At 60.6% G+C, this 26,056-nt stretch carries 30 protein-coding genes; 20 read left to right on the top strand and 10 right to left on the bottom strand.

Annotated features, from left to right (window positions below; all coding sequences use genetic code 11):
* Positions 1-15: 15 nt before the first annotated feature.
* The 13 genes from AB4048_RS15700 to AB4048_RS15640 all read left to right on the top strand — a co-directional run bounded on the left by AB4048_RS15700 (position 16) and on the right by AB4048_RS15640 (position 12,481).
* Positions 16-897: an intradiol ring-cleavage dioxygenase gene (locus AB4048_RS15700; protein ID WP_442202896.1), complete on the top strand. Its 882-nt coding sequence runs from the start codon at positions 16-18 to the stop codon at positions 895-897.
* Positions 898-907: 10 nt separating this feature from the next.
* On the top strand, positions 908-1,972 hold the full coding sequence (locus AB4048_RS15695; protein WP_442202895.1) for a maleylacetate reductase: 1,065 nt from the start codon (positions 908-910) through the stop codon (positions 1,970-1,972).
* 199 nt (positions 1,973-2,171) lie between these two features.
* Positions 2,172-2,456, top strand: a complete 285-nt coding sequence (locus AB4048_RS15690; RefSeq protein WP_442202894.1) for a YciI family protein — start codon at positions 2,172-2,174, stop codon at positions 2,454-2,456.
* Between the two features lie 61 nt (positions 2,457-2,517).
* On the top strand, positions 2,518-2,724 hold the full coding sequence (locus AB4048_RS15685; protein WP_442202893.1) for a hypothetical protein: 207 nt from the start codon (positions 2,518-2,520) through the stop codon (positions 2,722-2,724).
* Positions 2,725-2,829: 105 nt separating this feature from the next.
* Complete coding sequence (locus tag AB4048_RS15680; RefSeq protein WP_442202892.1) at positions 2,830-3,855, top strand: ABC transporter permease; 1,026 nt, start codon at positions 2,830-2,832, stop codon at positions 3,853-3,855.
* Positions 3,852-4,919 (top strand): substrate-binding domain-containing protein, encoded by a 1,068-nt coding sequence (locus AB4048_RS15675; RefSeq protein WP_442202891.1) that lies wholly within the window; start codon positions 3,852-3,854, stop codon positions 4,917-4,919. The genes AB4048_RS15680 and AB4048_RS15675 overlap by 4 nt, the downstream gene beginning before the upstream one ends.
* A gap of 125 nt (positions 4,920-5,044) precedes the next feature.
* Entirely contained in the window at positions 5,045-7,555 is a 2,511-nt protein-coding gene (locus AB4048_RS15670; protein WP_442202890.1) for an ATP-binding cassette domain-containing protein, read from the top strand.
* Between the two features lie 38 nt (positions 7,556-7,593).
* Positions 7,594-8,109: a VOC family protein gene (locus AB4048_RS15665; RefSeq protein ID WP_442202889.1), complete on the top strand. Its 516-nt coding sequence runs from the start codon at positions 7,594-7,596 to the stop codon at positions 8,107-8,109.
* Positions 8,110-8,474: 365 nt separating this feature from the next.
* Complete coding sequence (locus tag AB4048_RS15660) at positions 8,475-9,272, top strand: enoyl-CoA hydratase/isomerase family protein (protein WP_442202888.1); 798 nt, start codon at positions 8,475-8,477, stop codon at positions 9,270-9,272.
* A 7-nt stretch (positions 9,273-9,279) separates the two neighbouring features.
* Positions 9,280-10,053, top strand: a complete 774-nt coding sequence (locus tag AB4048_RS15655) for an ABC transporter ATP-binding protein (protein ID WP_442202887.1) — start codon at positions 9,280-9,282, stop codon at positions 10,051-10,053.
* 45 nt (positions 10,054-10,098) lie between these two features.
* Entirely contained in the window at positions 10,099-10,869 is a 771-nt protein-coding gene (locus AB4048_RS15650; protein ID WP_442202886.1) for a transporter substrate-binding domain-containing protein, read from the top strand.
* A 65-nt stretch (positions 10,870-10,934) separates the two neighbouring features.
* On the top strand, positions 10,935-11,666 hold the full coding sequence (locus tag AB4048_RS15645; protein ID WP_442202885.1) for an ABC transporter permease: 732 nt from the start codon (positions 10,935-10,937) through the stop codon (positions 11,664-11,666).
* Complete coding sequence (locus AB4048_RS15640; RefSeq protein ID WP_442202884.1) at positions 11,666-12,481, top strand: ABC transporter permease; 816 nt, start codon at positions 11,666-11,668, stop codon at positions 12,479-12,481. Before AB4048_RS15645 ends, AB4048_RS15640 begins: the two co-directional genes overlap by 1 nt.
* 80 nt (positions 12,482-12,561) lie before the next feature.
* Here the strand turns inward: AB4048_RS15640 and AB4048_RS15635 are convergent, their stop codons facing one another.
* The 6 genes from AB4048_RS15635 to AB4048_RS15610 all read right to left on the bottom strand — a co-directional run bounded on the left by AB4048_RS15635 (position 12,562) and on the right by AB4048_RS15610 (position 16,441).
* Complete coding sequence (locus AB4048_RS15635) at positions 12,562-12,711, bottom strand: hypothetical protein (RefSeq protein WP_442202883.1); 150 nt, start codon at positions 12,709-12,711, stop codon at positions 12,562-12,564.
* A 74-nt stretch (positions 12,712-12,785) separates the two neighbouring features.
* Complete coding sequence (locus AB4048_RS15630; protein WP_442202882.1) at positions 12,786-13,031, bottom strand: DUF982 domain-containing protein; 246 nt, start codon at positions 13,029-13,031, stop codon at positions 12,786-12,788.
* A gap of 161 nt (positions 13,032-13,192) precedes the next feature.
* Positions 13,193-13,528 carry a helix-turn-helix domain-containing protein gene (locus AB4048_RS15625; RefSeq protein ID WP_442202881.1) on the bottom strand — a complete coding sequence of 112 codons (336 nt, stop codon included), beginning with the start codon at positions 13,526-13,528 and terminating at the stop codon, positions 13,193-13,195.
* The gene (locus tag AB4048_RS15620) at positions 13,525-13,878 is read right to left on the bottom strand and encodes a type II toxin-antitoxin system RelE/ParE family toxin (RefSeq protein WP_442202880.1); all 354 of its coding nucleotides are present in this window, start codon (positions 13,876-13,878) and stop codon (positions 13,525-13,527) included. The genes AB4048_RS15625 and AB4048_RS15620 overlap by 4 nt, the downstream gene beginning before the upstream one ends.
* Before the next feature lie 168 nt (positions 13,879-14,046).
* A complete protein-coding gene (locus AB4048_RS15615) occupies positions 14,047-15,903 on the bottom strand; it encodes a sensor histidine kinase (protein ID WP_442202879.1) in 1,857 nt (618 codons plus the stop codon).
* A 133-nt stretch (positions 15,904-16,036) separates the two neighbouring features.
* Positions 16,037-16,441 (bottom strand): response regulator, encoded by a 405-nt coding sequence (locus AB4048_RS15610; protein WP_442202878.1) that lies wholly within the window; start codon positions 16,439-16,441, stop codon positions 16,037-16,039.
* Between the two features lie 123 nt (positions 16,442-16,564).
* Here AB4048_RS15610 and AB4048_RS15605 point away from each other — a divergent pair, with 123 nt between their 5' ends.
* Positions 16,565-16,969: a response regulator gene (locus tag AB4048_RS15605; RefSeq protein WP_442202877.1), complete on the top strand. Its 405-nt coding sequence runs from the start codon at positions 16,565-16,567 to the stop codon at positions 16,967-16,969.
* A 37-nt stretch (positions 16,970-17,006) separates the two neighbouring features.
* On the opposite strand, the gene AB4048_RS15600 is transcribed toward AB4048_RS15605, so the two are convergent.
* Entirely contained in the window at positions 17,007-17,288 is a 282-nt protein-coding gene (locus AB4048_RS15600) for a hypothetical protein (RefSeq protein WP_442202876.1), read from the bottom strand.
* A 320-nt stretch (positions 17,289-17,608) separates the two neighbouring features.
* Here AB4048_RS15600 and AB4048_RS15595 point away from each other — a divergent pair, with 320 nt between their 5' ends.
* From AB4048_RS15595 to AB4048_RS15580, 4 genes are all read left to right on the top strand, one after another.
* A complete protein-coding gene (locus AB4048_RS15595; RefSeq protein ID WP_442202875.1) occupies positions 17,609-17,812 on the top strand; it encodes a cold-shock protein in 204 nt (67 codons plus the stop codon).
* 236 nt (positions 17,813-18,048) lie between these two features.
* Positions 18,049-19,563 carry a peptide MFS transporter gene (locus AB4048_RS15590; RefSeq protein WP_442202874.1) on the top strand — a complete coding sequence of 505 codons (1,515 nt, stop codon included), beginning with the start codon at positions 18,049-18,051 and terminating at the stop codon, positions 19,561-19,563.
* 62 nt (positions 19,564-19,625) lie between these two features.
* Positions 19,626-20,153, top strand: coding sequence for a hypothetical protein (locus AB4048_RS15585; RefSeq protein ID WP_442202873.1), 528 nt, complete (start codon positions 19,626-19,628; stop codon positions 20,151-20,153).
* A 132-nt stretch (positions 20,154-20,285) separates the two neighbouring features.
* Positions 20,286-20,612 (top strand): DUF6665 family protein, encoded by a 327-nt coding sequence (locus AB4048_RS15580; protein ID WP_442202872.1) that lies wholly within the window; start codon positions 20,286-20,288, stop codon positions 20,610-20,612.
* 65 nt (positions 20,613-20,677) lie between these two features.
* Here the strand turns inward: AB4048_RS15580 and AB4048_RS15575 are convergent, their stop codons facing one another.
* From AB4048_RS15575 to AB4048_RS15565, 3 genes are all read right to left on the bottom strand, one after another.
* A complete protein-coding gene (locus AB4048_RS15575) occupies positions 20,678-20,977 on the bottom strand; it encodes a hypothetical protein (RefSeq protein ID WP_442202871.1) in 300 nt (99 codons plus the stop codon).
* A 220-nt stretch (positions 20,978-21,197) separates the two neighbouring features.
* Complete coding sequence (locus tag AB4048_RS15570; protein ID WP_442202870.1) at positions 21,198-22,781, bottom strand: MDR family MFS transporter; 1,584 nt, start codon at positions 22,779-22,781, stop codon at positions 21,198-21,200.
* Between the two features lie 24 nt (positions 22,782-22,805).
* Positions 22,806-23,993 (bottom strand): HlyD family secretion protein, encoded by a 1,188-nt coding sequence (locus tag AB4048_RS15565; RefSeq protein ID WP_442202869.1) that lies wholly within the window; start codon positions 23,991-23,993, stop codon positions 22,806-22,808.
* Between the two features lie 137 nt (positions 23,994-24,130).
* On the opposite strand from AB4048_RS15565, the gene AB4048_RS15560 reads away from it, so the two are divergent.
* Positions 24,131-24,778 (top strand): TetR/AcrR family transcriptional regulator, encoded by a 648-nt coding sequence (locus tag AB4048_RS15560; protein ID WP_442202868.1) that lies wholly within the window; start codon positions 24,131-24,133, stop codon positions 24,776-24,778.
* A 109-nt stretch (positions 24,779-24,887) separates the two neighbouring features.
* Positions 24,888-26,045, top strand: a complete 1,158-nt coding sequence (locus AB4048_RS15555) for an alpha-hydroxy acid oxidase (protein WP_442202867.1) — start codon at positions 24,888-24,890, stop codon at positions 26,043-26,045.
* The last annotated feature ends 11 nt before the right edge of the window (positions 26,046-26,056 follow it).

Here is a 26,056-nt window from a genome sequence, read left to right as displayed (position 1 = left end):
TCAGGAGCGCAGCATATGTCCAAGCAAGCAAGCGAGCGCACGTCGCCATCGGGATTTTTCACCGAGGAGAACTCGGTCGCCACGGTAAATGACCGAATGGGCAAGGACGTCGATCCGCGTCTGGCCGAAGTGATGGCGTGTCTCGTCAAGCACCTCCACAACTTCGCGCGTGAAATCAATCTGACTGAGCACGAGTGGGAATTCGGCGTCGATTTTCTGACCCGGACCGGGCAGATCTGCACTAGGGAGCGGCAGGAGTTCATTCTTCTGTCCGACACGCTCGGCCTGTCGATGCTGGTCGATGCCATCAACAACCGGCGTCCGCCGGAGGCGACCGAAAACACGGTTTTCGGCCCGTTCCATGTCGAGGGCTGTCCTGTTCGCCAGATGGGCGATCAGATCTGCCTGGACGGAAAGGGGGAGAGCTGTCTCTTCATCGGACGCGTGCTCGACCTCGACGGCAATCCTGTCGAAGGTGCCAGGATCGACGTGTGGTCCGACAATGCGGAAGGCTACTACGACGTCCAGCAGCCCGAAATCCAGCCGAAATGGAACAACAGGGGCGTTTTCGTCACCGGCGCCGACGGGCGCTACAGCTTCGTCGGTATAAAGCCGGTCTCCTATCCTATCCCCGACGACGGGCCGGTCGGAAAAATGCTCGCGAGCCTTGGGCGCCACCCGTATCGGCCGGCGCATATGCACTACATGGTTCGCGCCGAAGGCTTCCAGAAATTGGTGACCCACACCTTCGTCGGCGGCGATCCCTATCTGAATTCCGATACGGTGTTTGGGGTCAAGAAGACGCTTGTCGCGCCGTTCACGCGGGTGGAGGGCGGCAATACGCTTTGGCGCTCGGACTACGACTTCCTGCTCGCACGGCCCGGCCAGAGAACATAGGAGCGGCGAATTGGAAAACTTCGTCTACAACGGAAATCCCGGCCGGGTCATCTTCGGGCGCGGCACGATCGAGCGCCTCCCCGAAGAGGCCGAACGGTTGAAGGCGCGGCGCATTCTCGTGATTTCCACGCCCGAACAGGCCGCGCAGGCGTCGAGCATCGCAAGACATCTCGGATCCAGCATCGTCGGGACCTATTCGAAGGCGCAGATGCACACCCCGGTCGAGGTGACGGCCGACGCCATGCGGTTTGTGGAGGAGCATGCCGTCGACGCGCTGCTGTCCATTGGAGGCGGATCGACGACCGGCCTTGGCAAAGCCATCGCGTTTCGCACCGACCTACCGCAGATCGTCGTGCCGACCACCTATGCTGGCTCGGAAGCCACCCCGATCCTGGGCGAGACCGAGGGCGGCCGCAAGGTCACGAAGTCAGACCCGCGCATCCTTCCCGAAGTCATCGTCTATGATGTCGATCTGACGCTTACTCTGCCCGTTTCTCTATCCGTGACCAGCGGCATCAATGCCATCGCACATGCCGTCGAAGCGCTCTATGCGAGGGAGGCCAATCCCATCATCTCGCTGATGGCGGAAGAAGGGATCGCCGCAATCGCCCGTGCTTTACCGCGCATCCATTCAGACCCAAAAGATGTGGCGGCGCGCGCGGATGCGCTCTACGGCGCGTGGCTCTGCGGCGTTTGCCTCGGCTCGGTCGGCATGGCGCTGCACCACAAGCTTTGTCATACGCTGGGCGGCATGTTCAATCTGCCGCATGCCCAGATGCACACGGCGGTGTTGCCTCATGCGGTCGCATACAATGCCAGCGCGACACCGCCGGCGATGGCGCGGCTCGGCAAGGCCCTCGGCGTTGGCGACCCGGCCGCCGGGCTTTTCGATCTCGCAAAAGGACTGGGCGCGACGATGTCGCTCAAGGGCCTTGGAATGCCCGACGACAGCATAGCGGCCGCCGTCGAGCAGGCAATGTCGAACGCCTATTGGAATCCCCGCGCTTTGGAAGAGCGCGGCCTGACGGATTTGCTTGAACACGCTTTCCGAGGCGACGCGCCGAGAGCGGCTTAGGCTCCGGCGGGCGCCGCCAAATCGGGCGGCGCCCGAGGAGTTTCGCTTGGCGAGCGTGGCGGATGTGCGGACATCCAAAATGGATAATTCCGTTGTTTTCTTTGCCTTCGCTCCGTTTACCATCACTCCTGCGATATCCGAATGTCCGCATGTTGTTGGGAAAACGGAAGGACGATTTGGCTGGTGAGGAGCTAGAGTCATGCTTGCAGTTCGTGTCGCTTTGTCCAATCCCGAGAAGGCGGCCGAGCGCCAATCCAACCTCGAGGATCACAAGCGCCATCTGCGATCCGGCCGACTTCGCATCGTCCAATCCGGACCGATCCTGAACGAACATGGCGAGGGCAGCGGAGGAGTTGTCGTCGCCGATGTGGTCTCGCTCGAGGAGATGCGTCGCTTCAGTGCGGAGGATCCTTTTGTCCTCCACGAAGTCTATTCGAGCGTCAGCATTTACGAATGGCGACTGACGATCGGTGATCGCGGATAGCGCGACTGCAATTGGATGCTCTGCATCTCGACTACAGCTGATTTTCTGAGGAGGAGGGAACATGAAAGCGGTAGGTACACTCAACTGGGACAAGATCCGCGATTGGCTCGCGGAAGCGGGAAGCGCCTGCAGCGGGTACTATTTCGACTATGCGGGAAAGCCGACGGCGCGCGTATCGCAGTTGCCTCGGCGGCGGTTTGATCAGCCAAGACGACCCGAAAAAGCCGAGCCGACAACACAAGGCGTCGTCGGCAACCGGCAGTTCTGACCCAGGTCTGCGATCTCTATTCGTTGGTATCCACGAAACGCGCTCCGCGGCCGACACGCCGAGAGCCCGAAGATAGTGTCGTGAAAGCATGAAAGACGGTTTCAGATGACGAACGCACCCACCCTTGCTTCAAGTGCGCTCCCCAGGGAGACCAAATCGCCGATGCCGCTGCCGCGAAACTTCATAACCGTCGTCTTTTCGACGCTTGTTCTTCTTGTGGTCTGCTTGATCTACGCGCCCTCAAGCGTTTCCTGGGGTGCGATGACAGGAAGTCTGCCTTTTGCAGCAATCATCGCGATCGTCGGTCTCGGGCAGTTGCTGGTGGTGCAGCAAGGCGGCTTCGATCTGTCGCTGCCCGGAGCCGTGTCGCTCGCCGTCGTGGTCGCAACGCACTTTCCGCAGCAGAATGACGCACTGCTTTACCAGGCCGTCCTCATCTCGATCGGTTTTGCGCTCGCAGCCGGCTTCCTGAACGGCATCCTCGTCGCCTTCTTTCGGCTGAACGCCATTATCGCCACGATCGGCACCAACGCTCTGCTTTACAGCGCGGTCTTTGCCGTCTCCGGTGGCGTTCCCTCGATCACCACGGATCTGTTGGCCGACATCGCCGGTGGCGAGCTCCTGGGCGTGCCGAACTCGGTTTACTTCGCGGTCGCCGCCATGGCCGTCGTGACCTTCGTGCTCAAGAAGACGGTTGCCGGGCGCAGGTTCGAGGCGATCGGCGCCAACCCGCTGGCCGGACGCGCGGCAGGCCTTCACGTCCGCATCCACCAAACCATGGCCTATGTCTATGCGCAGCTTCTTTATTGCATGGCCGGCACGCTGATCGCAGGCATCACCCGGGAGCCGACTGCTTTCCAGGGGGACGGATTGCTGCTGCCATCCGTGGCGGTCGTCGTGCTCGGCGGAACCTCGCTGCTAGGTGGCCGCGGCTATCCGATCTCGACGGTGATCGCCGCCTTCTTTCTCAACCAATTGAGCCAATTCGCACTCTCGGTCGGCGTGCCGTTTTCGGCTCAAACCATCATCCAGGCATTGGCTCTGGGTTTTGGCATCGGTGTTTACTCGCTCCGCTGGACGGTAAACCTAAAGAAAACGACTGGAACAAAAAAAGTGGAGGAACAGAAATGAAATACACGTGCATCGCTAAACGCTTGAGCTTCTCGGTTGCCGTTGCCGCCATGGCGCTTGGCAGCGCCAATCTAGCCAGGGCGGAGACACCGTCCTGGTGCGGACCCAAGAAGGCGACGCTGGCATTGCTCGATGGCTACGGCGGCAATAGCTGGCGCCAGGTGACGACGGCTTCGGGCAAACAGACGGTCGAGCTTTGCCCCAGCATCACCAAGTATGAATATGCCGATGGTCAGGGCGACACCCAGAAGTCCATCTCGGATATCAAGAGCATCGCCGCAAAGGGCATTGACGCGCTCGTCGTGTTCGGAGACGCCGGCCCCGCCGTCCTCCCCGCCATTACCAGCGTCTACAAGTCCGGCAAGATCATTGTGCCTTATCGCGTGGCCGTCGGCGGCAAGGAAGGCAAGAACTATTCCAAGTTCGTCGGCGCGTCCTTCGAAAATGACGGCGAGAACTGGGGCAAATGGATCAAGAGCGTCCTGCCCAAGGGCGGAAACCTGCTGTTCCTGAGTGGACCTGCGGGAAATAGCCAGGGCCTGGACGAACTGAAGGGTCTGAAGAAGGTTCTGGGTCCGGAATATGTCTTCGTCAATCCGGCGCCGTTCGACGTCACAAACTGGGATCCGGCGCTGACACAGAAGGTGCTGACGGCGGAGATCGCCAAGAATGCCAAGATCGATGTCATTGTCTCCGATTTTGGCCCGTCATTGGTAGGCGCGCTGCCGCTGTTCACCAAACAGGGCAAGTCGATCCCGGCACTCGCCACCTCCGACGGCAACTCGCTGGGCTGCTTCTGGAAGGCCAACCAGGCAAGCAACCCGGATTTCAAGCTGTTCACGGTTGCGACCGGCAATGACAACGTGCGCCTCGCCGTTCAATGGGCCGTCGCGCTCGCCACTGGCGGCACGCCCCCGAAGGACGAGGTCTTCAAGGCCCCGGTTTTCGAGGACTCGGTGTCGGGCAAGCCAAGTGCCGTGCAGTGCCGCGACGATCTGCCGGGCGCCATCTACTTGTCGTCGGAACTTAAAGCCGATGATCAAGCCAAGGCCGTCGGTAAGTAATCGGCAGAACGCCTAAGACATGCCCGGAGGACAATCTCCGGGCAAGCTCTCCCGTAAAAACAAACAGATAGAGCGTTTGCGTGTTTCGAAGAAAAGCGGAAACGATCTAGAGTGGATTACAGGTTATGGCTACAGCAGTGATGAATGCGATCGAGACGGGCAGATCGGCGCAAAATGACGTGACGATCCGCTTGGCCGGCATCTACAAATATTTCTCGGGCGTTCCGGCGCTCCGCGACGTCAGCGTCGAATTCCTGCCCGGCGAGGTGCACGCCATTCTCGGTGAAAACGGCGCCGGCAAGTCGACGCTGATGAACATCATCGCAGGCACGCTCCAGGCCAGTGAAGGCGAAATCAGCTACGAAGGCGAGCGCATCCAGCAGATGACGCCCGAGGTCGCGGCCTCTCTCGGCATCGCCATCTGCTTCCAGCATCCTGCCATCCTCGAGGACCTTTCGGTTCTCGAAAACCTCTGCGTCGCGCTGCCGCCCTCCGTTTTTGCCGGGCGCCCGGCGCAGGAGGTTGTCCAGGAGATGCTTGATGCCGTTGGCCTCCAGTTGCCGCTCCGCATGCGCGCCGACCGACTGACGGTGGCGCAGAAACATCTGCTTGAAATCGGCAAGGCGCTGGCGCTCAAGCCCAAGGTTCTCATTCTCGACGAGCCTACCGCCTCCCTCGACCAGGACGCGACGGAAATGCTCTTCGCCCGCATTCGCAAGGCCGCGGAGAGTGGGACGTCCGTCATCTACATTACCCATCGTCTGGCGGAGCTGCGCCAGATCGCCCAGCGTGTGACAATCTTGCGGGACGGCCGCGTTCGTGGCGCCGCACTCGTCAGCGAAATCAGCGACGCCGACCTTGTGAACCTCATCGTCGGCCGTACGCTTGACTCTGCATTTCCGCCGAAATCCAGGCGCGCGTCGGAGGAGACGTGCCTTTCGATCGCCGGCCTAAGCGGCAAAGGTCTCGGGAATATCAGCTTCGATGTGCCGCGTGGCCAGATCGTCGGTGTTGCTGGCGTGGCGGGCAACGGACAGACGGGACTGATGCGCGCGCTGGCCGGATTGCAGCCGGCAGAGGGCGAGATCACCCTGCATGGCCGTCTGCTCAAGCAGCACGAACTCGTTCACGAAGCCGCCTTCATGCCTTCCGACCGACACCGCGAAGGCGTCGCAAGCGGCCTGACCGTGCGAGAAAACGCAACCTTTTCAGCCCTTGAGAAATTCGCCACTGGCGGGATCATGAACCGCAAGAAGGAGCAGGAGAAGGTCAAGTCGATCTTCGACGAGCTGGCGGTGAAGACGCCCAGCATGGAGGCGCCGATCCTGTCGCTGTCCGGCGGCAACCAGCAGAAAGTCGTGATGTCGCGGGCGCTTTTGTCGGAGCCCGGCGTTGTCATCGCCGACGAACCGACGCAGGGCGTCGACGTCGGTGCGCGCTTCGAAATCTACCGCATCCTGCGAGACGTCTCGGACGCCGGGACGCCGGTCATCGTCAACTCCTCCGATGCGGTCGAGCTCGAGGGACTGTGCGACAAGGTCGTCGTGATGTCGCGCGGACATGTCGTCGAGATGCTCACCGGCGACGACGTTACCGAAGAACGCATCGTGGCGGCCGCGCTGAAAGCGGAGACCCATGAGGTTGAAAGCGGCGCCAAGGCTGAGGCGACGCAGAGGAAGGGGCTCCGGCATTTCCTGCAGTCGGACAATGCACCGACCTTGCCACTGGCGCTCGTCACTCTCCTTCTTGGGCTCTATGTAAACAGCCAGAACGACAACTTCCTGTCGATCTCCAACATCTACAACATCTTCCTCCTTGCATCGGCGCTTGGCTTTATCGCGCTCGGGCAGACGATCGCGCTGCTTATGGGCGGCATCGATCTTTCCGTGGGGCCGCTCGCCGGCTTCCTCGTCGTCGTAGCCTCGTTCTTCGTCAATGACGACGTGTCGACGACGGTCGTTCTAGCGGGCTTCCTGCTGATGTTCGCCGGCGCGTTCATCACCGGCGCCGTGAACGGGCTGTTGATACGATATGCCAACTTTACGCCCATCGCCGCGACCCTTGCGATGTACATCGCGATACAGGGGCTGAGCTTCCTGCTGCGCGATAATCCCGATGGCTACATCAGCTCCACCGTGACGGACTGGGTCAACTGGCAGGTCGGCCCGTTCCCCGTCGCCTTCCTGGTGCTCGTGGCCGTCGCACTGTGCGGTGAATATGCGTTGCGCGAAACAAGAAATGGCTGGCGCTTGCGCGCCGTCGGTTCAAACGAGGAATCGGCGCGCCGAATGGGCATTCGTGTCGATCTTACCTACATTGCCGGGTACATCGCTTGCTCGTTGCTAACCGCTCTCGGCGCAGTGATGCTGATGACGCAGATCGGCGTTGGCGATCCGCGTCAGGGCGTCAACTACACGCTCGCCAGCATTACCGCCGTGGTGCTTGGGGGCACCAGCCTGACGGGTGGACGGGGAACGTTTATCGGAACGGTCCTGGGCGCTGTTCTGCTCACCGAGATCTTGAGCGCCGTCACCTTCCTCAGCCTTACCCAGACCTACCAGTATCTGTTCCAGGGCATCCTGATCGTTGTCGCAGCGCTGATCTACTCGGCGGTCCGGGGACGAACCGCGTCCTGACGGGGACATTCAACCGCACTTTTGGTGAGGAGGAAAGCATGGCGAACGAAGTTTATGGCATGCATCACATTGGCATCACGGTGCCGGACATCGAAGAGGGCATTGCTTTCTTCAAGGCTGTTTTCGGCGCCATCGAGGTTTTTCGCACAGGGCCATTCGACGTCGACCAGGACTTCATGAAGAACAAGCTCGGCGCCTCGCCGCAGTCCACCATTCGCGATCTCGTCTTTCTGCGCTGTGGCGAGGGAACGAGCGTCGAACTGTTCGAATATAGCGGCGACAAAGCCTCGCGACCCAGGCGGTCGTCGGAAGTCGGCGGCATGCACCTGTGCTTTGAAGTGGAGGATGTACATGCTTCGGCGGAGCGCCTTCGCGCGCAAGGCGTCGAAATGCTTGGCGGCCCCAACCTGGTGGAAGCGGGCCCCTTGGCGGGCTTCAACTGGATCTACTTTCGGGCGCCTTGGGGACTGATCCTGGAGGTCGCAAGTTTCGATAAGCTCGGCTACGAAGAAAACTCGCCCCACCGCCTGTGGCGAGCACGTCAACACAACTGACAGCCTGATCTGACGATCACGGCCAGGCGACAACGTCGCCGTTTTCGCGCAGCCGTCGTCCTATGGGCGCGGCTGCGATCTGCGCTAGCTGGCGCGATATTCCGCTGAGCCTCCCCATTTCAAGCCCTGCCTACCGGTGGAAAAGGTCATCTCCATCGCCCATCCACAAGCCGGAAGCAAAATATTTTGAACGTCCAGCAAAAAAATTATTGAACGTCCAACAAAATATCGTATGTTCGTGCGGCGCCGCACCAGGGTCGACAAGAAGCTCTGCCAAGACGCATGGGGAGAACATCGTGGGCAATTACCTATCCCTTTATTCGATATCGTCGGATGCGGCGCGATTGCTCGATGGGGCGCGATAAATGCAGGCGTTCAGCACCTTGAGATATGAATTCGATCAGGTGCTCGGCGTCGCTCGCATCAAATTCGAAAGACCCGACGTTCTCAACGCCATCAATTTGCAAATGGCACGCGAGCTACTGTCTGTTGTGCGCGATCTTGGCCAGAGAGAAGGTCTGCGCTGCGTCACGCTCTCGGGGCTAGGCCGGGCATTCATGGCGGGTGGCGACGTGGCCGCCTTCGCCGGAGGCGCCGACAAAGCCGCAAGAGCCATCGATGATCTTCTCGACTGTCTTAATCCGGCAATCCTTGAATTGAGGCAATTGAACGCTCCAATTCTCGCTGGCGTGCACGGCGTTGCGGCGGGCGCCGGATTGAGCCTGGCGCTGCTTGCCGACGTTGTGCTTGCGGCGGAAGGAACGCGGTTCCTGTTGGCCTACGACCGCATTGGCGCGGTGCCGGACTGCGGTGGCAGCTGGTTCCTGTGTCAACGGGCAGGGCGTGCGCGCGCCAACGAATTGATGATGCTCAGCCGCGAACTGGACGCCGCCGAAGCCAAGGCATGGGGGCTTGTCACTGCCGTCGCGGAGAAAGCTTCCTTCGACGTGGAATTCGAAGCGCTTGCTAGCAAGTTGGCCGCCGGCCCTTCGCGAGCCTATGCCGAGTTCCGCGGTCTCCTCGACAAGTCCGCAGGGTGCTCGTTTGCCGAGCATTTGGAGAGCGAGCGGCTCGCATTTCTTGCCATCACACAGACTAAAGATTTCGAGGAGGGCGTCAGTGCCTTCCTCGAGAAACGTCCGCCATCTTTCAGGGGCAATTGAGCGACCAATGACCGATCAGAGTGAAGCAATTCAAGTTAGCGATCTCCACAAGAAATTCGGCCCGCTGGAGGTCCTGAAGGGCGTGTCTCTGACAGCGCGGCAGGGGGACGTGATCGCCATCATCGGCGGCTCCGGATCGGGAAAGTCCACGTTTCTGCGCTGCGTCAACATGCTCGAAGTGCCCTCGGCGGGGTCGATCACCATTCACGGCGAGACGATCGAAATGAAGCGCGACGGGCAGGGCGGTCTTGCGCCAGCCAATCGCAAGCAGGTCCAGCGGCTGAGGTCTCGCCTTGCCATGGTCTTCCAGAGCTTCAACCTCTGGCAGCATATGACCGTTCTTCAGAACGTCATCGAGGCGCCGGTCCATGTCCTTGGCGTCAGCAAGGCAGAGGCGATCGCACGCGCCGAGACGATCCTGAAGAGAGTTGGCCTTTACGAAAAACGGGACGCCTATCCGGCCTTTATGTCGGGGGGGCAACAGCAGCGCGCCGCCATCGCCCGCGCGCTCGCGGTCGAGCCGCTGGCCCTGCTGTTCGACGAACCGACATCCGCCCTCGACCCCGAGCTCGTCGGCGAGGTGCTCTCGGTCATCGGCGATCTCGCCAAGGAAAAGCGGACCATGATCCTGGTCACGCATGAAATGAAATTTGCCCGCAACGTCGCCAGCCATGTCGTCTTTCTCCGGCAGGGCGTGGTGGAAGAGCAGGGGCCGCCCGAGCAGATCTTCGGCGACCCCCGGTCGGAGCACCTGAAGCGTTTCATTCAGTCAATTCATTGACCTTCGTCAAACCAAACCGAGCAGATAATAAAAGGGGAGAAGTGCATGCTAAAGACGTTTAAAATTGCAGCCATCGCGGTCGCCATGGGAATTGCGGGGGCGGGCGCAGCACTCGCCGAGACGGTCAAGATCGGCTTTTCGGCCGATCCCTATGTGCCGTTCACGTCGCTCGACGCCTCCGGCAAGTTTGTCGGCTGGGAAGTCGAATTCAAGGATGCGATCTGCAAGCAGGCCAACCTCGATTGCCAGATCGTGCTGGTTTCGTGGGACGGCATCATTCCGGCACTGACCTCGAAGAAGATCGACCTGATCATCGGCTCCATGTCGATCACCGACGAGCGCAAGAAGGTGATCGATTTCACCGATAAGTACTACGACACGCCGGCAGTCGTGATCGCCAACAAGAACGACAAGATCGGCGCGGACGCGGAAAGCCTCTCCGGCAAATCGGTCGCAGTGCTGGTGTCCACCATTCACCAGCAGTATGCCCTGGCGCATTTCAAGTCGTCCGAAATCAAGGAATATCAGACCCAGGATGAAATGTACCAGGATCTCGCCGCCGGCCGTGTCGACGCGGTGATAGCCGATGCAATTGCTGTCCAACCCTTTCTTAAGTCGGATCCTTGCTGCGAGCTCAAGGGTAATCTTGCTGAGGATGCATCAATTCTCGGCGCCGGCGTCGGTATCGGTCTTAGGCAGGGCGAGACCGATCTTAAGAACCGCCTGAACGACGCGATCAAGGCGATCCGGGCCGACGGCACCTATGACGCTTTCTCGAAGAAATACTTCGATTTCGACATCTACGGCGGAAAGTGATTTCGACGCATAGAACGCGCGCGGCGATGCCGCGCGCTCCCATGTATCCAAGCGGACAATAGGCAATGTTTCAAACACTGGTTGGTTCGGTGGACTTGAGCGTTCTGGCGCTTGAGCCGCCGGGATGGGGCCTTGCCCTACTGAAGGGGCTGCGCAATTCGATCATCATCGCGATGGGCGCCTATACGTCTGGCCTTTTGATCGGGATGTTCGGTGCCTGCGGCAAGCTCTACGGCGGGCGTGTGGTTTCGGACCTGCTCGAATGTTACACGACGCTCGTCCGCGCGATCCCTGAACTCGTCCTGATCCTGTTGCTCTACTACGCCGGAACGGACGGGCTCAATCGCATATTGGCTTCCTTCGGTCGCCCGCCGATGGATATCAATGGACTGGCCGCGGGTATCGCGGTTTTAGGCATCGTTCTTGGCGCCTATCTGACCGAGATCATTCGCGGCGCCATCAAGGCCGTGCCCATTGGGGAAATCGAGGCGGGGCGAGCCTTCGGCATGGGGCCGCTGCAATTGTTCCTGCGCATCATTTTTCCCGCGATGCTCCCGCATGCACTGCCGGGCCTGGGAAACTACTGGCTTTCGGCCACCCGAGACACGGCGCTACTTGCAGTCGTCGGCTTCACCGAATTGACATTATCAACGCGCGCGGCCGCCGCTGGAACCAGACACTATATGACGTTCTATCTCGTGGCCGGTCTCATCTACCTGCTGGTGTCGATCATCTCGAGCGTCGGCATTAAACTTCTCGAAGTCCGCTATCGACGCGGTATGGCGAGGCCAGTCTGATGACGGAATTCAGCACCACGCCGGAAATCCTCGTGCTTAAGAACAGCCGGCCCTCATGGCTGATGCCTCATCGCATCATCCTGGCGCTGATCTTCCTCCTGCTGGTCGGCGTTGCCGCGGTTTATCTTCGATGGGACTGGATCCCCCAGTATCGCGATCAATTGCTGGCCGGGATCGGACGAACCGTGGCGTTGCTGGTGACAACGTCGGCGGTAGGTCTCATTTTCGCAATAGCGCTTGGCCTGGCGCAGGTGACTGGCCCCCGATCGCTTGGTCTACTGGCGAGGGGCTTCTGCGGCATCATCAGGGGAACGCCGCTCCTCCTGCAGCTTTGGCTTCTCTATTACGGCGTGGGCTCTCTTCTCGCTCAATATCCGGAAATCAGGTCGTCTACCCTATGGCCCCTTCTTCGACAGGCCTGGCCCTACGGCTTCCTGGCCCTCACCATGTCGTTTGCCGCTTACGAAGGCGAAGTCATGCGAGGCGCTTTTGCCGGCGTGCCCAGGGGCGAACTGGAGGCGGCCAAGGCATATGGGATGGGCCGGTGGAAGGTATTTCGCCGAATCTGGCTGCCGCGCGCTTTCCATAGAGCACTGCCGACCTTGGCCGGCGATTTCGTCGCCCAAATGAAATCCACCCCGTTGGTGGCAACGATCACCGTCGTCGATGTCTACGGTGTCATATCAAAGGTCCGGCAGGCCACGTACCTGACCTATGAGCCGTTGTTTCTTCTCGCGGTGGTCTATGCCGTGCTGACTGGGATTATCGTGGCGGGATTCAAATTCCTCGAGGGCAGGGTCCCCGTCAAAACCTAGATGCGGCATCTGTCGCGGCGCGAGCAAGGTTTGGTGCGAGGAACGGCGAAGGGAGGTCTTCCTTCGCCATTCCTCGACCGTCATTTTTCCTCAACGGAAATGCCCTTTTGGCCGATCGAGATATCGACCCCCTTGGGCTTGGTCTCTTCGCGGTAGATGTAGATGCCCATGCCGACGACCAACACGAGCAGGGCCCCCATGACGAGATAAAGTCCATTCCGATTGTTCATTCATAATTCCCTGCAGATCATTTTTTCAATTCACAGCGAGGCTTCGGAAGGGCGCTTGGCGCACTTCTTGGCCTTCACCACTCGACTGGAAGATTGGCGTGACGCGCGGCGGCGATAAGGGCCAACCGGGCAAAGGCCATCGAGCACTTTCCTTCGAGCGCTGCTGCACAGGCCCGAAGGGCACGCATGAAGGGCTTGCCTGTAACGACCGGCCACTTATCGGCGAGAAGCCAGGCGGCTTCCAGTGTGCTTCTGACGATATGCTTGGCCGATCCGACTACGACGACGACAGGCTGGTTCCAAAGATCGATGTCAGTCATTCCCACCTCATTCGGGCGCTTAAACGCTTCGGGGTGGAGATGGTTCCTCAATCGCGCGCGATTTCACGCGGCCTCATTCAAATCGTTTCCCGGCCGCGCAGCGGGCGACCTCTTCTGCGGGATGGCACAACGCACCGGATTTCTTATCCTGTTAGCGCCGATTAGACGACTGCGACTTGTACCTTCTTGCCGATACGCTGAACCATCTCGATAAGCGTGTCGACGGTGAACTTGGAGACCTTCTTGTTGACGACGTCGGAGACACGCGGACGAGAGACCTGCAGCCTCACCGCGGCTTCCGATTGTCTCAGCTCGCTTGCGGCAATCCAATCGGCGATTTCCGTCATCAGGTTTTCTTTGATTTCGATCATGGCGGCGATGCGAGCATCGGATTCCGCCTGGAGAGACGCAGCCTCTTCAGGCTCAAAACCAAGCTCTTCGAAGATGTTGACGCCAGCCAAGGTAACGTGACCGATTTCGTCATCCTTCGGATTCATTTTGTCGTCCTCTTCGTTTTCTCGCTGATGTGTTTTCTCAAGGCCTTATAGCGGCTTTTGCCCACATCGATGTCGTGCTGTGAGGTCTTTTGGGTCGTCTTCGAAAAGCAGTGCAATACGAAGATTCCGTCATCGAACTTCGCGACGTAGAACACGCGATACTGGTTTCCTTCGTCCTTTATCCTGATTTCCGCGGTGCCCGGTCCGACGGTGGGGAAAGATTTCCAACCTTTGGGAGGCAAGCCCGCCCTAATGCTGTTCAGGTCGCTACCAGCCTGCCTTCGAGCGCCCTTCGGGAAATCCTTGATGTCATCATAGGAGGATCCCATCCATATAATTTCTTTGCTCAATAGAAACTCCGTATAAGTACTTATACATTTAAATCCCTAAGTCAATATTTGCCAGCCGGCGGTATGCATATTACCGCGAGCCTCTTGGGCGGCAACCTCCATTCAAAGCTGGAAGGCGCTAAGGCTGGGCTGGGGTAAAGGTGGAATTTTTGGTTGTCGGTTACCCATTCATCTCAGGAGATGCCCATCAAGGGTAAAGACGACGCCGGCTTCGGTGTAGTTGACATTGACTTTGCCCATGAAATCGGCGGCGAGTACGCGGGAGATCATGCGGGAGCCGAAACCGGTCTTCGTGGGCGTTCGTGCCTGCGGGCCGCCCGTTTCCTCCCATCGCAGGCGCAGGGCGCTTTGCCCATTGGGCGCGGAGGTTTCGGTCCACGACATGGCAACGCGCCCGATCTCGTTGGACAAAGCGCCGTATTTCATGGCGTTGGTGGCGAGTTCGTGCAGCGCCAGGGCCATCGAGAGCGTTTGTCTCGCATTCATCGGAAAGTCGGGTCCGGTGATGTCGAACCGTTCTATCCCGTGAGGTGCGAGCGCTACATGCGCGGTCGCGTGCATTCCACCGCTTTCCAGGTCGCTTGCGGTGAGCAGATCCTGCGCTTGCGCCAACACCTGCAGCCTTGCCGTGAAGGCTGACCTGCGCTCGGCGATGTCTTCGCCCCGGAGCGTCTGGGATGCGATCGAAGACACCATCGCCAAAAGATTCTTGATGCGGTGCTTAAGTTCGCCGCTGACAAGCTGCTGTTGGGCCTGTGTTGCCTTCAGGCCGGAAATATCGCGGACTGTGCCCACGAACTTTCTGACGCCATCGGCATCGACCACCTGGGCCCGCGCGTGTATCCAACGCTCCGGCATGTCGTGACGCGAAAGCATGCGGTACTCCACGTCCAAAATTCCATCGCCGGCTGGATCAAGCGCGCGCAGCGAGGCGGCTTGAAGCCTCATGCGATCGTCAGGATGAACCCGTGCAACAAACCCTTCGAAATGAAGTGACTCATGTTCATGGCGGTTGAGGAGCCGGCGCGCGCGGTCGTCTTCCCTGATGTCGAGGAAGCTGCCGTCAACGATCTTGCATTCCCAAACACCGATCTGGGCCGCCTCGAGCGCCAATCTGAGCTGAAGCTCGTTGCGGCGAAACGCCGTCTCGACCACATCCAGCTCGGTGACGTCGGTCCCCTGTACGAATATGCCCGAGACACTGCCGTCCAACTCGAAAATGGGCTGGTAGACGAAGTCGATAACCGAGTTTCTCGTCGTGCCGTCGTCATTCTGCAGCACAAGCGGTGTGCGCAAGCCGACGTGGGGCTGTCCTTTGGCGTAGACACTGTCCAACAGTTCGATGAAGCCCTGATCCACGACCTCGGGCAGCACATCGGCGACCGTTCGGCCCATGAAAGCGCGCGGCCCCGTGAGCCTGCGATAGGCGGTGTTCGTCAGTTCGAACACGTGTTCCGGTCCGCGCAGCACGGCCACGAAGCCGGGGGCCTGGTCGAACAGCTGTTCGAGACGTTGTGTCTGGTTTTTCAGCGCTTCCGCGGACAGATGCTGTTTGGAAACGTCATTGCAGACGACCAATACCCCGCCAACGCCGCCCTCCAGATCAATCGGGCTGTAACCGTAGGTCCACCAAACATCCTCGCGCTTGCCGAACCGCGTCACCGGAACCAGGCGTTCCTCATCCCATGTCGAGCCTTGCCCCGACATCACGTACTCTATCTGCGGGCCGATCAGATCCCAGATCTCGTCCCAACACTCCCGGCCGCGCGCGCCGAGAGCGCTCGGGTGCCGTTCCGGCCCCATGGTCTGCCTGTAAGCATCATTGTAGAATTGGATAAGCTCAGGACCCCACCAGATGAACATGGGGTGGCGGGAATTCAGAAGCAGCCGGATCGTAACGCGCAGGCTCTGCGGCCAGGTTTCCGGATTTCCCAATGGTGTCCGCGTCCAATCGCGGGCGCGCATCAGCGCTCCCATTTCGCCGCCGCCGTTCATGAAGTCAATGTTCGAAGACGACTGGTTCATTCCGCCGACACCTCCCTTCAGCACATAGATCAGTTGGGTACTCGCTCGTCTATACTCAATACAATGCATAGATCATGGAGGGGAGCGCTCAACGAACAGACTGCGATCAGGATGAGATCGCAGCGCGGCCGGACTATCGCGGGAGATGCCCATTGGATTTTGCAAAATCGCGCACCGCGGCCTGAATGGCAGCCAGGTTAAGGGGCTTGGCGACGAACTTCGTGCAACTGGGAAGGGCGCTTTCGATCGGCTCGACCGCGCCGGAAGAAACCACGATGCAGATGCCCGGGAAATGCTCGGCCGCATATTGCGCCAGATCGATCCCGTCCATTCGGCCCGGCATCTCGATGTCGGTGAGGAGGAACAGAATGGGGCCACCCTCGAGTAGAAATACTAAGGCCTCATCTGCCGAAGAAGCTTCGACAACCTCAAAACCCGCCTCCCGCACCATGTCGGCCGTGTCCATCAGGATCAGTGGATCGTCGTCGACGACCAGAGCGAGAGGTCCAGGGGGTGAGTTTGCAGTTGCGTTCTCCATCCGAAATCAACCGGAACCGGCCCCGATAGTTCCGACGGCGTCCGATTTATCTGACAAATGAGGCAAAGCGCGCTACGGTCAAAGTCGCGTTGCCTCGACGCGATCCAGGAGACGGACCTCCATATGGCTCAAGCTGCCCCGCCAAAGAGACCGATCGTCCTTGTCGTCGAAGACCATCCTCTGCAGCGGATGATGGCTGTCGCTATCGTCGAGGGTGCGGGATTCGAGGCCGTCGAAGCGATCAGCGCCGACGAAGCCGTATCCATTCTTGAAGCCCGAACCGACATCCGGATCGTATTCACCGATATTGAAATGCCCGGCAGCATGGACGGGATGAAGCTCGCCGCCGCCATTCGCGATCGATGGCCGCCCATCGAGATCATCATCACTTCAGGGCATTTCATGTCGGACAAGCTCGCGCTTCCCGCCAGAACCGAATTCTACGCAAAGCCATACCGGGAGGCGGATATCGTCGCGGCTCTGCATCGTTTCGGCCGGGAAGAGGGTTATCCACCTACCAAAGGCTGAATGCTTCAGCTCTCCCGTTCAAGGCTCGGCAGCGGCTCTAGTTGACCGCTTCCGAACGCAGTCCCCGCGCCCTATACGCATGCATCAACATGATTCCCTGCTCGAGCAGAAGCTCGGCTACCTTCAGGTCGCGTTGACAAAGGTCGGGGCCATAGCCGCGGATGGTGGATGCGACAGCCATGGAATTGGCCGCAAACCGTGCGTCTCCGTCTTCCACAGCCTCTTCGGCGAAGGCTTCCAAGGACTCGGCGACGACAGCCATCATGCCGGCACGTTCGCTCAGGGTCATTTCCGTAAGGGTTTTCGACATTCCTTGCATGGCATCTCCTTCGCGCGCTCGCTTTGGCAGCGCAAGGCTGCGTGGAGGCGGCAATCATAGGGTGGAAGAGAATGAATATGCTTTACTGGTATATGGAACCCCTCCACCGGTCTCGCAAGCCGCCATGCCTGCAATTCCAGCAACCCTGCACAGACCTTCTTGCAGGGCTGTGGGTCGAAAATCGGACCGAAATCGGTGCTCAGCAGCGACAATAGGTGGTCATCAGGCAAAAGGAGCGTTAGAGGCCGTTGAAACCCGGACATCTGATCTATAGGTTCTCAGGGCATTCTGATGACGCTAAAAGTGTAGAGGAACTATCAATGCCAACAGGTACCGTAAAATTCTTCAACGATTCCAAAGGTTTCGGGTTCATTACCCCGGAAAACGGCGGAGCGGACGTCTTCGTTCACGTATCTGCGCTGGCGCGGGGCGGCTCTCTCAGGGAAGGTGACAAGGTCAGTTACGAACTGGGCCAGGATCGCAAGACCGGAAAATCTAAGGCCGAAAACGTCAGCGTGGTCTGATTAAAATCGACTGCCAGCCATGTGGAATTGTAGAGGGCGAAGCACTCGAACCGGTTCCACATGGATAAGTCTGCGACAGGCGGGTGATCCCTTAAGTTGGGAGCTTCCCGCCTGTCGGATTGAACCGGCTCGCCGCGAGCCAAAAGCGGCTGCCTGTCGAATGGCCTGAAACTCGTGCGCGATTTTCGTGGCGATCGGCGTTATAGTCGTACGGATACAAACCGCGGGGGCAGCCAATGTCGACGTCCGTGAAGTATCCATCCGGGCTCGTTACCCTCTTTCTTGTCGAGATGTGGGAACGATTCAGCTACTACGGCATGCGCGCGATCCTGATCCTTTTCCTCGTCGATCAGGTCCAGAACGGCGGCCTTGGCCTCACCACCGCCGATGCCGCGGCGATCTACGGCCTCTATACTGCCTCTGCTTACATATTGGCGCTGCCAGGCGGCTGGATCGCCGACCGGTTCTGGGGCTGCAAGCGCGCGATCACCGTCGGCGGTGCGGTCATCATGATCGGGCATCTCCTGCTGGCGGTCTCCGGCTCCGCCGCATCAGTCTTCTTTATTGGGCTTGTCTGCATTGCAATCGGCACCGGCCTCCTCAAACCCAACATATCCACCATGGTCGGCCAGCTCTACGATAAGAACGATATCGGCGGCCGCGACGCCGGCTTCTCGTTCTTCTACATGGGCATCAATATAGGCGCGATTCTCGGCGGGCTGATTGCCGGCTACCTCGGCGAGACCTGGGGCTGGCACTGGGGCTTCGGTGCCGCCGCCGTTGCCATGTTCTTCGGCCTGATCAACTTCCTGCGCGCCAACAATAGGTCGCTTCGCGACAAAGGCGGAGTGCCCGCGATCCACCACCACCCCGACGCCGTCACCGGCCGTCGCGACCACGTCTTCACCGGCGTTATCGGTGGCATCGTTGTCGTCCTGGTCGCCGCCGCGGCCCTGACCGGTCAGATCGACCTGACCAGCGCGCAAGGGTTGGCGCAGGCCATGGGCATGATCATCGTCACGGTGGCTGTCGGTTTCTTCCTCAACATCTATTTCGCCGGCGACCTCAGCGGCGCGGAGAAGCGGCGCATGATCGTGCTTGCGCTCCTGTTCGTGGCTGCCGCGCTCTTCTGGTCCGGGTTTGAGCAGGCCGGCTCCTCGCTCAACCTCTTTGCCAACGACCTGACACAGCGCCAGCTCGGCAGCTTCACCGTGCCCGCCTCCTGGTTCCAGAACTTGAACTCCCTTTTCATCATCCTGCTCACCCCGGCCTTCGCCGCGTTCTGGATCTACGCCGAGCAACGCTGGACCATTCCGGTTTTCGTCAAATTTGGGTTGGCGCTCGTCGCCATGGGCCTCGGCTATTTGATCCTCGTGCCGGCGGCGAACATCGCGGCGACGGGCGTGAAGGTCTCCGGGCTCTTCCTCGTCTGCACCTACCTCCTGCACACCGTGGGCGAACTGATGCTGAGCCCGGTCGGGCTTTCCACCTTCTCCCGCCTCGCGCCTGAGCGCTTCACCAGCCAGATCATGGGTTTCTGGTTCGTCGCCGCCTCGCTCGGCAACCTCATGGCGGGGCTGCTCGCCGCCGGCATGGACACCGAGCATGCGGCAGGGCTGCCGGACGCCTTCACGCGCATCTTCCTGACCAGCGCCGGCGTCGGGATCGTCCTCGTCCTTCTCGCCCGCCCGGTCACCAGATGGGCGCTCGGCGGCAGCGAGCGGATTGAGGAAACCGCCCCGGCGCATTAGAAGCGTTTCCATTCTCTGGCGAGATCACTGGAATTGCCGAATTTCGGCGCAATGGATGGACGATGGAAACCGCATTCTACAAAGACTACGTGGCCGACTTGAAGAAGCGGATCGACGACCTGCACCAAAACCCCGACGATTTCCAGGTCTATGATCTGCAAATGGAAATTCTGGTGAGAAAGGCGCAGGTCAGCTACGCGCTTTCGAGACGCAAGGGACAAAGCGACGGCCTGTTTTTCGTGAACGATACTTCAAGCGGGAAACGCAGCCAGCTCGGTCAGGACGTCGCCCTGAAAATGTTCGACCATTTCTTCGCCCTCGGCCAGTTCCTGGCGATCGCGGGAACGGCGACCGAACAAAGCGAAGCCGAGTTCACCAACCTCATCACGGCTGAGTGGACCTATCCTGTTTGCGCTGTAGCATTCTCCTATCGGAAGAAAGGTCAGCCACAGGCGCAATCGATGAAGATGCTGTTCGTGGGACTGAACAATGACGAAGACGCTGAGTTGTACACCCGCGCGCTGAACCAACCGGCGCTCTTCGTCGGCCGCCGGCCGTTTGTCGCCCAGCAGCTATGGGAATGGAAATGACGGAAGCGCTGACGGCGACGTCTTGAGGCTCCTGCGGATTGCCTTTTGACAGCACGGGCACGAGCGGCAATTATTGATCGACCGATCACCCCGAACCTGGCGAGCAACCCACTCAGACAGGAAGACGTTTCCATGAGCCTCAGGCCCCCACGGTCCCTTTCGGGACAGTCCGCCAGCTCAACCTTCAATCCGCTGGAGTACGAGCTTGCCTCGGAACGCGCCGACGCGCTTGGCCGACAGGGCCGAAAAGTCGAGGCTACGCTGGCAAGGCTTGCCGAATGTTCGAAGGACGATCGAGACAGGGGCGAGAGGGAGAAGTTGGTGGACGATGCCGCGGACGCCGTCTGGGCGCTGTTCATTCAGCGGGAGGTTTGTGGCCTGCGCAACAACCGCGACCTGGTCGCGTGGTATGGGATTCCGGGCGAAGTCCTTGCAAGGCTCGGCGCCATCAGGAAATAGGCGGCTCCTCGACGGCCATGCTGGTCGCCCCAAGGGGCGACCAGCGGATCTCTAGTCTCTACCGCCTAGTTGTTCATCGTACTGCCGATGATGGCACAGAGAGCAAAGGCGGCGGCAGGATACCATAGGCCGTCCCCACCGCGGCGATAGCCTGCGCGATGGTCGTGGTATCCGCGATAGCCATGGTAGTATCCGCCATGGTCAGGTCCTCGATGCGGTCCCCAACCCTTTGGGTACTGCTGCGCATGATGGGTCTGGTGTCCATGGGGGTCGTGTCCATGATTATTGTGCCGCCAATCGTCTGCATTCGCCAAGGGAGCCGTGATCACGGTAGCGACGAGTGCGATGGTCAAAAGCTTCTTCATTGAACTGATTCCTTGTTTAACGACCCAAGGCTAGTCGGCGGGAGATGAATAGTAAGTGAACATTATCATGATCACATTCTTGTGTAAGATCAGTGATGTATGAGGGAATTTGAAGGAACCGCCTGCAGCCGGAGAGTGACTGCGGCTTCAATGCGTCTCTGCGCGTTGCCTGCGGCGCTCGTGGATGCCGCAGGCGTTTTCGGATATACCGTCGAGGCCGTCAGTGGGCGCCCGCGCCGCCGCCGATCTGGGGTTTCCTGGTGAACAGCAGCGCAACGGCGGCGATCGCGAGTACGACGCCGATGACGGCGAACGTGTCGCTGAAGCCGAGGATCAGGGCCTGGCGCTTGACGATCTGGGCGAGCGCCACGATCGCCTTTTCGCCGGCGACGACAGGGTCGGAGACGCCGTGTTGCATGAAATAGGCGGTCGTCTGCGCCAGGCGGTCGCGAACCTCGTCGCGGGTGAGCGTCACAGATTGACCGATGATGTTCGAATGGAACTGCTCGCGTTTCGTAAGGATCGTGCCGAGCGATGCCGTGCCGACGGCGCCGCCGAGATTGCGCAGCATGTTCGTCAGCCCCGAGGCGGCGGCGGCATCGACCGGGGCGATGCCCGCGGTCGTGATCGCCGTGATCGGAGTCAGCACCAGCGCCTGGCCGATGGCGCGCACGATGTTCGGTATCCAGAACTGGTCGCCGGCATTGTCGGCCGAGAGCGTGATGTTCATGAAGCAGCTGATCGCAAAGATCGATATGCCGAGGAAGCCGATATAGCGGGCGTCGAAGCGTTTCATCAGGACAGGAACGAGCGGGATGAGCAGCAGCTGCGGCAGACCCGTCCATGCGAGCACGTTGCCGATCTGCTCGGCATTGTAGCGCTGCACCTGGCCGAGATATTGCGGCAGGATATAGACGGTGCCGAAGAGGGCAACGCCGACCAGCACGTTGACCAGCACGCCGATGCCGAAGTTGCGCTGCTTGAGCAGGCTGAGCTTCACCAGCGGCTTCTTCACCACCAGTTCGATCCAGATGAAGGCGGCAAGGAAGACGAAGGCGACGATCGCGAGCTTGACGATGAAGGGCGAGGAGAACCAGTCGTCCTTGTTGCCCTCCTCAAGCACCGTCTGCAGCGCCGCAAGACCGATCGCCATGGTTATGATGCCGGCCCAGTCTCCCTCCTTGAGCAGGCCGAGTTGCATTGGCTGCTTCTCGAGAGAAAACGCCAGCGCGATCGCCATGACGATGCTCGGCAGGGTGTTGATGAAGAAGATCGTCTGCCAACCGTAGTTTTCAGTCAGGTATCCGCCGATCGTCGGGCCGATGGCCGGAGCGAAGGTGACGGAGAGGGCAAAGAGCGCCAGCCCGACCGGCTGCTGGTTCTTCGGCAGCTTGGTGAGGACCATGGTGAAGGCCATGGGGATCAGCACGCCGCCGGCGAAGCCCTGAAGGCCGCGCAGCACGATCATCGTCCCGAGGTCGTGGGCGAAGGCGCAAGCCATGGAGAAGACCGGGAAGAGGATGGAGTTGACGAGAATGTAGCGGCGGAAGGAGAAGACGTTGCTGAAATAGGCCGTTAGCGGAATGACGATGATCTCGCCGATCAGGTAGGAGGTCGAGATCCAGGCGCCGTTGTCGACGCCCGTGCCGATGCCACCCTCGATATTGAGCAGGGACGCGTTGGTGATCTGGATGTTGAGGATCGCCATGAAGGCGCCGATCATGCCGGCGAGGACGGCGATCCATTCCTTGGTACCGGCGCGCGGCTGGGGCAGGGCGCCTGCGGTTGCTGCGATGCTGGACATGACACGCTCTCCTGATCCTCACCCCTAACCGCGGGGAGCATCGACCTTGGTGTCGATACTCGGCTGGACCGACATTCCGGGCCGCAAATCGTCGTGGGCAGCGCCCTCGAGCACGATCTTGACGGGAATGCGCTGGACGACCTTGGTGAAGTTGCCGGTCGCGTTGTCCGGCGGCAGCAGCGCGAATTCCTGGCCGCTTGCCGGCGCAAGGCTGTCGACATGTCCGTGGTAGGTGCGGCCCGGGAACATGTCGACCTCGATGTCGACGCGTTGGCCGGCATGGACGTCCGTGAGCTGCGTTTCCTTGTAGTTGGCGATCACGTAGACATCGCTGACCGGCACCACCGCCATCAGCTGCGTGCCTGCCTGTACGAACTGGCCGACGCGAAGCGTGCGGTTGCCGACCACGCCGTCGACTGGGGCGACGATGGTCGCGTAGGAGAGATTGAGTTCGGCCTGATGCCGGACGGCGACGTCACGGGCAAGCGCTGCCTTGGCTTCAGCCAACTCGGCGCGCAGAAGATCGACCTGCTTGACGGAGGCGTCGAGCGCCGCCGTATCGCGAACGATCGTTGCCTGGGCGGCGGCGATCGCCGAGGCGGTCTGCTGCGCCGTCTGCACGGGGGCGTAGCCGCTGGTGGCGAGGTTTGTGTAGCGCTTGTTGTTCTGTTCGGCGAAGGTCTCGTTGGCCCTGTCGACATCGAGCGTGGCACGCGCGGCGGCGATAGCGGACTGCTGGATGTCGAGCGAGGCCTGCTTGGCGTTGACCGTCGCTTCCGCGGCGGCGACCTCGGCGCTTGCCTCGTCGAGGGCAGTGCGCAGGTCGCGGTCGTCTATCCTTGCGAGCGCCTGGCCCGCCTTGACCGGCTGGTTGTCGCTGACGAGAACCTCCGAGAGATAGCCGGAAATCTTCGGCGCGACCGTCGTGCTGTCGGCCTTCACATAGGCGTCGTCGGTCGAGATCTCGAAGCGGCCGACCGTCCAGTAGTCGTGGCCGTAGTAGGCGGCGGCGCCGATGACGGCGATCGCCGCCGCGCCGAGCAACAGCCCGCGGCCGGCGCGCTTGCGGGCCGGCGCCTGGGCGGCGGGCGTTGCGGCTTCGGCGATACGGGGTGCCTTGCCGGCATCGAGCGTTTCGGGAAGGGCCTCCGCGGTTGTTTCCGTAGCGGGCGCGGCGTTGTTGTTGATGGCATGCAGCGTCTTGATCGACATTGCGTCTCTCTCCTGATGATGGTCGCCGTCGCTACCGGCCGCGGCCGCTCAAAGCGTTGAATTCCTGTTTAGGAAACTTGATATTTTCCAAAATAGGAATTACAACGGAGATGTCAATCAGAATTTGGAAAATACCGATGGTCGAAAATCACGAAATCGAGAAGAGGCCGCGAGGCCGACCGCAGGTGCGCTGCGACGACGATACGCGCGCCGTCATCCTCGAAGCTGCGAACCGACAGTTTCATGAGAACGGCTTTGCCGCGGCGAGCATCGCGGCCATCGCGCAGGAGGCGGGGGTCTCCACCAAAACCCTCTACCGGCTCTTCCCGACGAAGGCCGACCTCTTTTCGGACCTGATCACCGACCGTATCGGCCGCTTCCTGCACGTCCTCGATAGGAACATGCTCGCGACGATCGATCTGCGGGAGGGGCTGGAACGGATGCTGATCGCCTACGGTCGGCTGACGCTTTCGAGCGATACCGTCACCATGACGCGCCTGGTCATCGGCGAGTCGGACCGGTTTCCGGAGCTTGCGGCGTCCTTCTATGAGCGCGCGATCGTCAGAACCAATGCGCTGATGGAGGACTGGCTGCGACAACAGGTCGAGCGCGGCGTTATCCACCTCGACGATCCGCATGAAGCCTGCGGCATGCTGCGCGGGATGATGATCATGGAGCCGCAGCGCGCTTCCATGTTGCGCCAGCTGCCGCCGCCGAAAGCCGACGAAATTGTCGCGCGGGCAAAGGCTTGCGCGGATCTGTTCTTGAAGGGGTGCGCGCGTTGAAATCCCTTGTGCGTTCACGCCTGCCGAAGTGGTGCCGGTCGAAGACAAGCGGTTCATTCTGCGGTATTCCCACCCGGACAGGCGACGCGTGGCGATTGGAGAGGGTGCGATGAGGGACATCAACAGGCGGTTTGCCTGCGTCGATGACATGCAGGCGGAAGCTGCGCGACGGATGCCGCGGTTTGTCCACGATTACCTCATCGGGGGCCTCGGCCGGGAAAGCGCCGTTCGGCGCAATCTTTCCGATCTCCAGGAGGTGCAGCTTCTGCCGCGCTACCTGTCGGAGGCGGATCGGCCCGACATGAGCGCTACGCTATTCGGCAAGACCTACGCGGCGCCCTTCGCGGTCGCGCCGCTCGGTCTTGCGGGGCTGCTGTGGCCGGGCTGCGAGGTGCCGGTCGCCAGGGCCGCGGCCGCGCATGACATCCCGCATGTGCTCAGCACCTTCGCCAACCGCTCGATGGAAACCATCGGGCCGATCGTCGGCGAAAACGGATGGTTTCAGTTCTATCCGCCGAACGATCCTGCGATGGAAGCGGACATGATCCGGCGGGCGGCGCGGGCGGGATACCGCACGCTGGTGCTGACGGTCGACATTCCCGCGCCGACGCGCCGGGAGCGCGATATCCGCAACGGCATGTCTGTGCCGCCGATCCTCGATATGCGCACGCTCTGGCAGATCGCCACGCACCCGCAATGGGCGCGCCACGTGCTGCGCCACGGCATTCCGGACTTCGAAAATCTGTCTCCCTATTATCCCGCCGGCGGTTCGCTCCGGCAGTCGGCGCAATTCGTCGGACGCGTGATGCAAGGCCACATCGGCAGAGAGCATTTTGCCCGCCTGCGCGAGGCGTGGAAGGGGCAGCTCCTGGTCAAGGGCGTGCTCGATGTCGGCGAGGCCGCGCAATACCTTTCCCTCGGCGCCGATGGGCTGATCGTCTCCAACCACGGCGGCCGGCAGCTCGATGCGGCGCCAACCGCGGTTTCCATGTTGCCGGCGATGCGGCGCGAGCTTGGGGCAGAGGCGATCATTCTGGCCGACGGCGGCGTCCGCTCCGGCCTCGACGTTGCGAGAATGCTCGCGCTCGGGGCGAACTTGGTGCTGATCGGTCGCCCCTTCGTCTTCGCGAGCGCGGCGATCGGCGCCGACGGCGGGCAGCATCTCATCTCTATTTTGAAAGCCGAGCTTTTCGCCACCATGGCGCAGCTTGGATGCAACTCGGTTGGCGAACTGCCGTCTTTCCTCTATCGGGGTGGTCAGGCTTGATGGTGAATGGG

This window comes from Rhizobium sp. RAF56 (assembly GCF_052113965.1).
In the GTDB taxonomy this organism is placed as follows: Bacteria; Pseudomonadota; Alphaproteobacteria; order Rhizobiales; family Rhizobiaceae; genus Rhizobium.
This window is presented reverse-complemented; position numbering and strand designations above follow the sequence as displayed.